Origin of the sequence: Thiocapsa sp. (assembly GCF_018399035.1) — a bacterium.
Taxonomy (GTDB): Bacteria; Pseudomonadota; Gammaproteobacteria; order Chromatiales; family Chromatiaceae; genus Thiocapsa.
This window is the reverse complement of the sequence record NZ_CP073760.1, coordinates 991,249-1,002,902: the sequence shown is the minus strand read 5'-3', so window position 1 is coordinate 1,002,902 and position 11,654 is coordinate 991,249. Positions and strand designations below refer to the sequence as shown.

The 11,654-nt window shown below is 57.2% G+C and carries 7 protein-coding genes; 1 reads left to right on the top strand and 6 read right to left on the bottom strand.

Annotated features, from left to right (window positions below):
* Positions 1-82 precede the first annotated feature (82 nt).
* From KFB96_RS04545 to KFB96_RS04520, 6 genes are all read right to left on the bottom strand, one after another.
* Positions 83-1,729 (bottom strand): hypothetical protein, encoded by a 1,647-nt coding sequence (locus KFB96_RS04545; protein ID WP_213459375.1) that lies wholly within the window; start codon positions 1,727-1,729, stop codon positions 83-85.
* The gene (locus KFB96_RS04540; protein ID WP_213459373.1) at positions 1,729-4,089 is read right to left on the bottom strand and encodes a hypothetical protein; all 2,361 of its coding nucleotides are present in this window, start codon (positions 4,087-4,089) and stop codon (positions 1,729-1,731) included. The genes KFB96_RS04545 and KFB96_RS04540 overlap by 1 nt, the downstream gene beginning before the upstream one ends.
* Before the next feature lie 63 nt (positions 4,090-4,152).
* Positions 4,153-4,959, bottom strand: coding sequence for a phosphoadenosine phosphosulfate reductase family protein (locus tag KFB96_RS04535; protein ID WP_213459371.1), 807 nt, complete (start codon positions 4,957-4,959; stop codon positions 4,153-4,155).
* On the bottom strand, positions 4,952-8,407 hold the full coding sequence (locus KFB96_RS04530) for a hypothetical protein (RefSeq protein ID WP_213459369.1): 3,456 nt from the start codon (positions 8,405-8,407) through the stop codon (positions 4,952-4,954). The genes KFB96_RS04535 and KFB96_RS04530 overlap by 8 nt, the downstream gene beginning before the upstream one ends.
* Positions 8,408-8,530: 123 nt before the next feature.
* A complete protein-coding gene (locus KFB96_RS04525; protein ID WP_300971782.1) occupies positions 8,531-9,148 on the bottom strand; it encodes a hypothetical protein in 618 nt (205 codons plus the stop codon).
* Between the two features lie 125 nt (positions 9,149-9,273).
* The gene (locus KFB96_RS04520; RefSeq protein ID WP_213459366.1) at positions 9,274-10,176 is read right to left on the bottom strand and encodes a DUF4007 family protein; all 903 of its coding nucleotides are present in this window, start codon (positions 10,174-10,176) and stop codon (positions 9,274-9,276) included.
* A gap of 214 nt (positions 10,177-10,390) precedes the next feature.
* On the opposite strand from KFB96_RS04520, the gene KFB96_RS04515 reads away from it, so the two are divergent.
* Positions 10,391-11,647, top strand: coding sequence for an ATP-binding protein (locus KFB96_RS04515; protein WP_213459364.1), 1,257 nt, complete (start codon positions 10,391-10,393; stop codon positions 11,645-11,647).
* Positions 11,648-11,654 lie beyond the last annotated feature (7 nt).

Genomic DNA, 11,654 nt, shown 5'->3' with positions numbered 1-11,654 from the left:
CTCGGACCGTCCTCCTCGTGAAGTACTCGATCCCACTCACCTGTGAGATATACGGTAAGGCTGTCGACGAATAGATTCATCCCTACGCCTCGCTGTTTCCGTCGGGATTGTGAACAATCGAAACCGCATCAGACAGCTCGATCAAGAACCCACCTTGCTGTAGAGCTTCCTCGATCCAATCAGTACTGACATCGACGGAATAAATCTTCTCTCTATGTCGCGAACCATGAGCTGACCACTCGCGCGCAGTATTCAATGGAGCGACACCGAGCGCAATTCCATAATGCGAAAACACGCGAAGATAAAAATCCGACAGCCTGATTCTTTCGCCGGGCCTTAGAAGTGCGGCCACCAGCAGTCGAGTCAGATACGTGTTCAAGACAAAACGTTGTCCTCGCCCATGCCGAGGGATAACAATTCCTACCTCTTTTCCGAACTTCCTAAATAAGCGATAGCAGTTGTCATCACCGTGCGTAAGATCAGCTTCCTTCGGTGGAACTCCTTCGTGGTACAACAGAGGTGATCGAAGCGCTCGAAACAACATTGCTTCGACCCCTGCGTAAGATTCCTCGGACAAGCGGCGTCCAGCTTCTCCAGGTGTTAGTTCAGGATCCGACACGATCCAAGCGTAGTTTCCAAAAAAACCGAATGTCTTCCCTGCTTGATCATCGATTCTTCGAGCCTGAGAACATAGGCTTCTCATAACCTGCATGCAGCACAAGGCTTGCAGGAACTCCAACTTCTCAAGAGAACTTAAGCGCGACTCGCAAACATTAAGCATCTCAGAAGCAAATAAGAACGCTTCGATCTCCGTCGAAACGGGAACCCACGCCAAATGGGAGCCCTTTTTCACTCTATCAGTTTCATATGGCCCGACCACACTCTCGACAAACTTGACCAACTGATCTATCTGTGAAACCGCATCATCGAGGATGAACTTCAATGCCGATTCCAATCGTTTACGAAGATCCTGCAATCTGTATTCGGATAAATGCTGATACTCGCTCTGAGAAAGCAGGCTTTTAAGTTCAGGGCTATCCTCTTTTGAAAAAAGACTGGATAACTGTAAAAACAAGAGTTCCCCACCACGTCCAAGAAAGTTTCTGGTATTGCTGTCAAAGTACTTTGATGCGGACTCCCAGTCCTTAACTGGCCCTTTTTTGGCCTTGAGCGCTGCTGGATGTTGCCATGTAACTTCCCGCGCGAGCAAAGCCGCAGCAGCGGGCAAAAATGTATATGTCACCCAGGTTCGGTTCTTTGCTACTCCGACGAAACCCGCGAAAAGGCTTTGCACGAGGCGCACAGCTTCGTCTTTTTGGTCAGCACTGCCTAGAACCCTGGATTTAAAAGCCTCGATTGAATTAAGATACTCAATTCGATGAACTGGATGCCGCGTTTCCAGCTTCGATGAAGGAAAAAAAGAAAACAGCTTTAAAGCTATCCGATTTTCAGGCCAATAGATAGGTGACGCGCCATCCTCCAGATACAAATTAAATTCGAAGGCGCCTTGCCCGTCTTCTTTCTTCGGGGATGAAAAGACGAGCAGAAATTCCGATAGATACTCGACTGGCGTTTGATCTTTGTAAAATCTCCGTCCAAAAAGTCGAATTGCGGGATTCTTTATATCTGCACGTTGCCCTGCATCCTGCGGATCCGACGCATCGGAGCCCTGGGGATAGCGTTTAAATATATCCGGTAAATCTGAGGAATCGAATGCATAGGTGGACATCAGTCAACCTCCAAGATCTGTTGCGACAAATCAAGATGATATCGACGGAGAAAGACCTCGCCACTGATGTTAGCTTTCAGCAAGTTCAGTTCCGTGCTGCTAGACTGTCGATTCTGAGATTCGTGAAGCCGGAGTAATTCCGCTCGAAACCACTCCAGCTGCGCCAGATGAATTTCTGAAAGTTCACTGCCAAGATCGCCAGCACTACGCCGCTCGATGAAGTCCAAGAGCGGCAGCGTCAGTCTAAGAGCAATATCCGAATTCTTATATCGAAGAACGGGGAAGCGGCGCACACGATCATAATAAAGTCGGAAATCATCGAATGGAAGAGTTGCCATCACGAGTTGTGTCGGTTGTACGACTGCTCGATCCGGACGTCTCAGCGTTAAAAACAAGCGATCGTGATCAGCTTGGAATTGACCGGAACTGAAACCAGAAAATACCTCTAAGAGTACCCTTAAACACGCTCGACATAGTCGCTTCTGCTCCACGGAACTCAAAGAAAAAGCCGTCTCCAATGACCACTGATCGAAGTCTCGAAGGCGCGGCGACTGAAGAAAAGAGTCAAAAAAAGTCGAAGCATTCGATGTGTCTTGACGGGAGGGTTTTCCGAAGATGTAAAGCATTCTTCGTTTAGCAAAGCGCCATTGGACGCCCTCGGCTTCCTTCGTGCGTGATGACCAACGTTTGTAAAGGGCGGACAACGGATCGGGTAGCGACGCCCAGTGGCTACCTTGTTGGTGTTCAAGTTCCCTTTCGAAGTCGACTCCGACAGGTGATCCGAAAACCTGCCGCTCTATAAGCTTAACCGCACGGAGATTGCCGGCCGCCTGGCAGGGTTTTCCGGCCCGGTATCCAAAGAAAGCTTCACTAAAAAGAATACGTTCCAGCCCGTCTGATCCTCTCTCCAAACCATCGGAGCCGGAACTATCGACAAGCTGCTTTGCTTCGGCGCACCCCATCCCGCCGGAAATTGCAAAGGCCATATGCGCAACGATCTGCCGAAGAGTCAGCCTCTGTTCATAGGCATTCAGTCGCTGATAGACCCAGCGGACTCTGTCAGAAACAACACTCCCAAGATCCTTTAATGCCATCCGATTGAGAAGCACCGGGCAAGCTGAGGCAACGACGCAGCCCTCGCAGTGAGACCAACCGCTATGATTGATCATTCGAAGTAGAATACGCGCACCAAGAGATATATTATCCAACTGCGTCATATTCAGGATCAAAAGATCTTTCGGGAAAATTTTCAGGATATGAGAGTCAAGATCACTGTCTGAATATTCACGATTCAGAAGCTCGAGAATCTTGCTGTTCATATTTCCCGGCACGTGACGACAGCGGGAAAATTCAGATAGGCTATTCAGTAAAGGACCCGTGTTGCTAACAATAAGCCATGATCCTGGTTCAGAGAAACTTTCATCCAACCATTGCAACCGACGCTCGGCGCTCAGTTCGCTCATATCTTTGACAATCGATATGAATCGCTCGGCTTTACTGGGATGGGGAATGTCTTCTCGTTCATTAAGAGCGGCTTCCAGTGCTTCCTCCGGGGCAAGTCGCTTTAACCGTTTAATAAGATCCAGTGCGACAGTTGATTTTCCGTCACCCGCGTGGCCGGTAAGCAGGATGACCCTATCCTCTTCACTCGAAAGGAAATCGTAGAGTGTATTGACGATAGGAAAAGGTTCGTAGAGCTCGGAGAAATAAACGTTAAGCGCTTGGGATTCGGCAATAGCATTAGCGCCAGACGCACCCACATTATGTAGAGAGTTGAGGTATGCGATAAATGAATTTTGCTTATGCTGATCCATGTTTCCAACCTCTCGATTGTCCGTATCGGTAACAGCGTTCGATCCTTTAACTGCATTGGACGGCACGCGGTCTTTCGATATTGAGTTGGTTCTAGCGATTAAAAGTATTGAGGTAATATCTTCATGGTGCTGAATTGGGATATGTGCAGTCAGAATTTCCGAGAAGACCTCTTCGGTCAGAGCTGGATCCGTATAGAGGGCATCATATATCTCTGGTCGCAAACCTCCTCGAATACCCAATTCGTTAAGCTCTCTTTTGGATAAATCTCCAGAGGAGCTTCGGGTCAAGTTTCTTTCTTGTTCTATTTCCCACAGGCCGTCTTTGACTAAACGACCGAAAGGGTAGACGAGATTAACACCGGATAACTGTCCACCGATCGAGTGCAACATGGCCTCGTATTCACGTAACGTTGCGAGTCGACTTCTTTTTTTGTGGCATCTGGCAAGTGCGAGCAGCAAAAGAATTGGCTTATTTATCGTCCGTGAACTTCCCGCACGCCATGCCCGAAACCTTGTAAGATCGCTACGTATCTTCTCTTTCTGCATGACGTCCCTCGACTTCGATACATCGGAGATGCTAATGGAATATTAGTGGTGCAGGGATGTAAATCATTTAAAGCAGATTAGACATCCTTCATCGCTAGCATCTTCAGATCCAAACTGTTCGAGCAGTTTCTTTTTTGGCTTTGCAGCTTCCCTTACGTTTTGCGCGAGTGCTTTCTCTCGAATCTCATCGGCTCTTGCGACTAATTCATCGAGGTACTCGCCTTGTGACCAGGTATGGATGCGCCCGGCATCACGGTGAAATTGTTCGTAGGTTTTAGCCTTCTCAAATAGGTCGGGATGTCTCTCTGCAAGCCCAACCCACTCGTCCTTACGCTGGAAGAAGCAGAAATAGCAGCCCGATCGACTTCGCCATTCGTAGTATTTCGGTACGCCGAGACCGGAGGATTTCAGAATCTCGAAAACATCTTCTTTATTTATACCGTCCTCGATGAAGGGATATCGTGCAGAGATGTTCGGCTTTGTGGAGAGGTACCCTTTACGGTACGTTTCGTCAGCACGGATACCGACATATGTAATGGCGGTGTCGTCTCCGACGTATTGCTCGAATGGCCTTATTTTGAGTTCGGGAGTACACCAACGGGTTTTGGTCGTCGGTAAAAAGTTTCCATTCAGCTTCAAAAAATACTCAAAACTTTTGGTTGCATTCAGTCGAGCGATCGGCTTCCCCAAATAATCCTCCAACAGATCGATATACTCCAAGGTCTCGGGAAGCTCGGCACCGGTATCCGCGAAGAAGTATTCCATGTCCGGGATGCGGTCGCGCAGATAGATGGCGAGGGCGGAGCTGTCCTTGCCGCCGGATAGACCGAGGAGATGACGGACGGGCTTGGCGGGTTTCTCGTCATTCATGGCTGGTTTCTCCTGTTGGTTCGGTCCGGGCGAATCGTTCCCAGAGCATGGCGAGGACGGCGAGTCGATCGGTTTCGGGAACGTCGGCGAGTGTCGCGGCGATGCGTTCGGCGCGGGCGGTCGCGGCTTTGCGCTGTGCATCCGAGAGATGGATGACACGGGTGATCTCGCCATGCCGGCTGTCGACGCTCTTCATGAGCAGCGGATCGCCGTTGCGTCCGTCGGTCTCGGAATCCTGGTTGTTGACCTTGCCGAGTCGGAGTCGTTCGAGATCGTGTAACTGATTGGCGAGGTCGCGCAGACGCAGCTCGGCGAGTCGACGGGTCTCCTCGTGCCACTTGGTCGGGGGCATCTTGCCGAGCAGGGTTGCAACGGATTCGAGCCAGGCCTGGTCGGAGTCGTGCGCGGTCTCGCAGAGACGGCGGATCAGTGCACCGAGGCCCATGCGGTCGGGCGTGAGGCGATCGAGACCCTGATAACGCTCGGTCACGGCGTCGCGCAGGGCTGCGAGATCCGTGATCGGCGCGGCGATCAGCACGCGAGCCAGCTCGGCTTGCCAGTGTTCGAGCAGGGTCGGATAGGCGTCGTTGAGCTCCTTGAAGACGTCACGGAGTCGCACGATAAATGGCTCGACCCGCGCAGGATCAGCCGTCGTGAAGTCGTCGATGGCGATGCCGCAAGCGCGCGGGAGTGCTTCGAAAAGCAAGGCGCCGGGACTGCGCGCGCCCTGAAAGGCATCGCGCACCTGCGCCGCCTCGGGGCTTAGGGTCTTGCAGCGCTGGGTGTACTCGGGCAAGCCGGAGATGAAGCGCACCAGCGGACGCACAATCTCGAGCAGGGTTGCGTCCGCGCGAACACGTCCGACGATGTCCTTGATGTAGCGATCGAAGATCTCGCCGCGCAGTCCGCCGAGATCGAACCGCTCCAGGGCAAAGAGCTCGGGGCGCCGACACAGCAGCTCGGCTTGCTCGACCGTCAGCTCTTCGCAGAAGGCGCCTTCTTGGTAGAAGGCGACCTCGCGGCGGTTCGCCTGAAGATAGGCGATGATCAGGACCGGCAGGGGGCCGAGTTTGGCGCCGAAGGGCGGGCGCTGCAGTCGGGAGTAGATCTCGGGCAACCCGACCTGACGGTCGCCGGCCGCCCCGAGGGTCTTGTCGATCTCCTCCCAGAGGGGTTTTAGACGACAGGGATCCGGGTCCGATGGGACATGGAGTGCGTAACCTGTCTCGCCGTCGATGCGACGATGCAGATTGCTTTGCTTGAGCAGAGAGAGATAAAGGCTCTTCTCTGCCGGTGTCTTCTCGATGCCGAGATCGGGCCGGTCGGGCGATTCGAGCATGGCGGCGATCAGGCGCTTACGGCCGAGATTGGCGCTCGGCGAGGGGCGATCGCGGTTGATGAGCTCGTTGCGCAGGCGCGGCGACTTCGGATAGCAGATGTCTTGCACCCAGATCGAGAGCTTCGTCTGGAGATCGCGACGGTCCTTCACCGGACGCTCTTGGGCCGGACGCTCCCTGCCTTTCCAATACCAGCCCAGCGTCTCGGGCTCGTCGAGCAGGGCGCGGATGAGCTGTTGGGTCTCGAGCTCGGCGTTGTTGAGCCAGGCGCGGTGCTCGCGTTGCGCGACCGGGTCGTGGTGGAGCGCGGCGTGGCGGGTCGGTAGCTCCTGCAAGGCCATCCATTGCGCGACCGATTCATGCAGGCGCTCGGTGAAATGGCACACCGCGACAACACTTCTGAAGGGCGCGCCCTCCAGGGTCGGTTCCTCGTGTGCCTCGGCGAGGTAGAACCAGAGATCAAGCGTGTCTTGGGCCGAGGGATTGGTCTCGATGGACTTCGGCGGCCAGCGATCTGCCCCGGTAAAGCGCGGCGTGAAGGCGCGGACCGTGCCGCTTTCGATGGTCGCTCGACGCGCCACCAGCGGCCGTAGCGGGGCCAGCGTGTTCAGGGTGTCGACCAGTGAAAGCTGCGCCTGCTCGGCGGTGGCTTCGCGCAGTGCTGCGGCGAGATCGAAATCGCTGCCTTGCCAAACCCGCCACTCTTGATTGTAGCTGCGGAAATGGACGGTGGAGGCGGCTTCGAGCCGTCGCAGCAGCTGCGGCGCGGCCTCCTCGAACAGCAGGCGCAACAGCGGCTCGCTGGCCTTCAGCCCACGCTGCGCGCCGATGAGATTGAGCAGGCCGATGGTCTTCAGCAGATCCACGGCGGGGTCGTCGGGGGCGCTGTCGAAGCGCTCCAGCGCGGTGATGACCTCGACCCACCGATGATAGGTCAAGGGGTCCGAGATGCTGCCGGATTGGTTGAGGATGAAGTAGTCGTAGAGCTCCCAGGGGCCGATCCAATCGCCCATCCGTAGGCGGCCGAGGCGCTCGCGTAGGCCGAACGGCTCGGCGCTGCCGAGGTAGGAGAAGAGCGTCCGCTCGTTCTGCGCGACCTTCTGGCAGAGGGTCGGGAGGAGGAGGAGCGTGATGGGGTGCAGCGGGTAGCAGCGCTCGAAGAGTGCGCGGGCCTGCGTGGTGTCCAGACCGACGGGGAGTGCGCCGTGCTGCTCGAGCGCATCGGTGATCCGATCGAGCTGTGCACAGAGGTTCGGCGGCAGGGGCGCGGTGCGCTCGAAGGCGGCACCGACGATGCGCAGCGATTGCTCGGCCGGCTCGATGAAGGCGATGGACTCGAAACGGCCCTGGACCTTTTGCCATTCGTCGCGCAACTGTTTGCCGAGCCGCTGGCTGTAGTATTCGAACGCCTGATGCAGCATGACGAGCAAATACAGCGGGGCAACACTCTCGGCGTGTGCGTGCTCGGCGAGCAACTGCAGCAGATGGATCTCGCGGTGCTGCGGGTGATAGGACTCGTATTCGAGAAACTTGCCGAGCTCGTCGATCTCGATCAGAACGCCCGATCCGCCGGCATGCGCCCACGCGCGCTGCACGCGCCCGACAAGGTTCAGGATATGATCCATCGGCGTCCCGGGCTGGGCCGCGGAGAGGACATCGTCGACCAAGGCGGCAGGCAGGCCGGCGTGCTCGACGGCGAGCGCGAGGCCGAGCATCAACTGCCGAATCAGCGAGTCCGGGATGCCGTTGATGGCGACCCGCAGGAAGCCGCGTCCGTTCGGTTGGGCGGTGCAGAAGCGGGAGGCGAGATCGGGATCGGCCGTCTCGAGCACCGCAATCGACACGCGATGCTGCTCGGCCGCGGGCTCCGACAAGACGGCGGCGGCGAAGAGGCCGAACACCGATTTACCGGTGCCGTAGGGTCCGATCAGCGAGAAGGCGCGCGGACGTGCGCCCGGGCAAAGACCGGCCACCATGCGGTTCAACGCCTGCAGGGCGCGCGACGTCGGAACATAGGCGCGGATCAGATCCGGCGCGTCGGCATCGCGCGTCAGGTTGATCGAGCGCGTGTAGGCGGTGCCGATGTGGATAACACGATCCAATGTGGTCACGTCGCGGTCCTTCTATCCTCGTTGTGTCGATGGTTCGATGCGGGTGTCCGGTCCCAAGGCGCCTCGAACGGCGCCACCGGGGACCTCGATCACCTTCGGAGCGGGTCAGGCGCCCTCCTCCATTCAATGCGCGCTCGGCAGATTGCGTAGCGCCTGGATCTCTTCCAATGGCAGCTTGCTGATGGCGGCGATGGCTGCGTCGTCGAAATCGGTTTGCCGGATCAGCTCCAGGGCGGTTTCTCGGCGGCCTTCGTGACGGCCTTCGTGACGCCCTTCTTGACGTCCTTCTTGACGTCCTTCCTCACGCCCACGTTCGAGAATCTCCGCATTCCATTGCTCGACGCGTTGCTGCAACATGACATGCACCTCGTTGTAGTCATCAATGCTCGGAAGTTGGATTCCGGGGCGCTTCTTGCGGATGAAGCTTCGGTAGATCCAGCGCCCGAAGGCGCGCTTCAGGCTGTCCAGCGCGGAGCTGTCCAACAGCTCGACGAGGCGCGCGTAGACGGCGAGCCAAGTTGCCTCGTCGCGTGCCTTCTCCAAGCGGAACAAGGCAGCAACCAGATTGCGCACCTCCGGCGGATAGGCGTCGTCGCGTGCGATCGCCCCTTCGTCCAACAACAGGTAGGACCATTGTGGCCGATAGCGTTCCAATCCGCCCGGTACGGGTTCGATGAGTGCGAACAGATCGGTCTGCGCGGTCCAACGCGACTCGCCGTTGTAGAGCACGATCGGCAGCACCGGCGGCAAGCGCCCGCTCGGGCTCAATGCGCGAGAAGAGCTGCCGATAGCTGTGGTCGTGGTGGCGCGGCGAGGCGTGCTTGCGCGTCATAGGGACATCGCATGCTCGATGCCGACCAGCGCACTCATGCTGCGGCCCTCCCGCGGTAGTGCTGCGCGAGGATGTCGATCGGGTCGCTAACCTCGCCGCGTCGGTAGAGCTGATGCACGCCGGCGGTGTCGCGCAGCTCGTAGCTGCGCGGATCCTGCTCGAGGACGCGGGCGAGTCCGGTCATCAGGCCGTCTTCGGTCAGACGGAAGACCGCACCGGGGGCGGCCCAGCCCTCGTCGCTGTAGAGGACGACGCGTATCGGCAGGGCCGGCTGCTGCGGTTGGGCGGCGAAGCGTTGGGCGAGCGCAAACTGCAGCGCAACCGGCGGCAGTGACGGGCGTGCGCCGCGCAGGCTGCGATAACCGGCGTCGGGATCGCTCTCGACGAGCCCGAGCTGCGCGAAGGGCGAGTCGAGATGCTCGTCGGTGCGCCCGGCCTCGGCGGCGTACATGCGCAGCAGCGTGGAGATGTCGGATTTCAGGGTGCTCGCCGATCGCGGTGCCTTCAGCTCCTGCTCGGAGAACTCGCCGATGGCGCGCAGGGCCTCGGAATCGCGAAAACGCGGCATGGGGAAGCGGTTGAAGAACCAGAAGAAGCCGGTCGCGGACTCGGCGTTGGAGGCGATCAGCCAGTGGAGGATCCAGAGTGTGGCGTCGTCTTCCAGATAGGGGTCGCCGCGTGTGCCGAGCAAGGTCGTGCCGAGCCGTGTCGGCTTGCCGCGTCCGCCGTCGAAGGTAACCAACCCGGTGACCTGCAACCAGTAGTGGATGGCGTTGACCATGTTGCGCCCGACGCCGAGGCGGATCATGGCGTCTTCGGGCCGGGCGAAGATCTCGGGATCGTCCGCCAGCGCCTCGAAGCCTTTCGGCAGCCAGCCGTAGCGCAGCGGAAAGGTCTCGTGGCGCCCGAAGGTGGCCTTGGCGCGGTTGAGCTTCATGGGGCGGAGGGTTTCTCGAGCAGGGTCAACATCAGTGTTGCAACGCAGGGTCCGTCCAAGGGGCTCCGCGACCTTTTGAACGAAGGTTACAGGAACACGGAGGCGGCGCCAAGGTATAGGGGCTCGAAGATAGAGCGCTCAGCGCCGAGCAGCCTGGACAGGTCCGAGAAGCTTTCTGCTATGCTTTGTCTGTTGCCGGGAATGGAGGTCAATGATGTACGAAAATATTTCCGACCTGCTCAAACAAATCGCCTTGGGTGAAGACTCTGTTCTCGAGCTCAAAGCGGTTGAATTCAGCGGCAACAAGGTGATCGGTCCGCATAAGGATGGCATGGCAGACGAGCTGGCGGCTATGGCGAATACCGCAACCGGTATCATTATTCTTGGAGTCGACGACAAGACCAAAGAGATCCGCGCGATACCGCCGGAGAAGCTGGACATCGTCGAAGGCTGGCTACGCTCCATCTGCAACGACTCCATTGATCCTCCCTTGGATTGCGTGATTCGCAAACTCATCGTGCTGGACAGCCAGGGTCACGAGAAAGCGATTGTGCGAATCGATATACCCAGAAGCCTATTCGTACACAAAAGCCCAAATGGCTATTTTCGGCGGATCGGAAGTTCCAAGCGGGAGATGAAACCGGAAGTCTTGGCGCGATTGTTTCAACAACGTAGTCAGGCGCGTCTCATTCGATTCGATGAACAGACGGTACCGGGTACATCCTCGAATGATCTGAACCCGCAACTGTGGCGCCGTTTCAGGACGGTGATCTCGCCCAAGGACGATCGGGAATTTCTCGAGAAGATGAAATTGATTTCCAACGACGAAGACGGCGCCATGCGAGCGACAGTCAGCGGCATTCTGACGGCGTCTGATGCACCGGAATCCTTCATGTCCAGCGCGTTCATTCAGGCGGTGTGTTATCGAGGAACCGAGCGCAACGCAGCCTATCAACTGGACACCAAGGACATCAACGGGCCCTTGGATGTACAGATTCGGGACGCCTGGAAGTTCGTGGAGCGAAATATGCGGGTCTTTGCCATCAAGGCGCCCAATCGGATCGAAACACCGCAGTTTTCGCTGAATGCGGTCTTCGAGGCGGTCGTCAACGCAGTCGCCCACCGGGATTATTCCGTTTACGGCTCCAAGATTCGCCTGCACCTGTTTTCGGATCGACTGGAGCTCTTCTCGCCCGGCGCGATCCCCAACACCATGACGATCGAGAGCATCTCGGAACGGCAATCGACAAGGAACGAGCTGATCAGCTCCTTGCTGGCGCGTTGCCCGATGAATGTCAACGCCATCGGCAGTCAGCGGAGCTTCATCATGGATAAGCGTGGCGAGGGCGTGCCGATCATTCTGATCGAAAGCGAGAGATTATCGGGGAAGAAACCGGAGTACCGGCTGATCGATGATGCCGAGGTCAAACTGACAATCTTTGCGGCGCCGTCGCCTCATGGCGAGGATTGATCTTGCG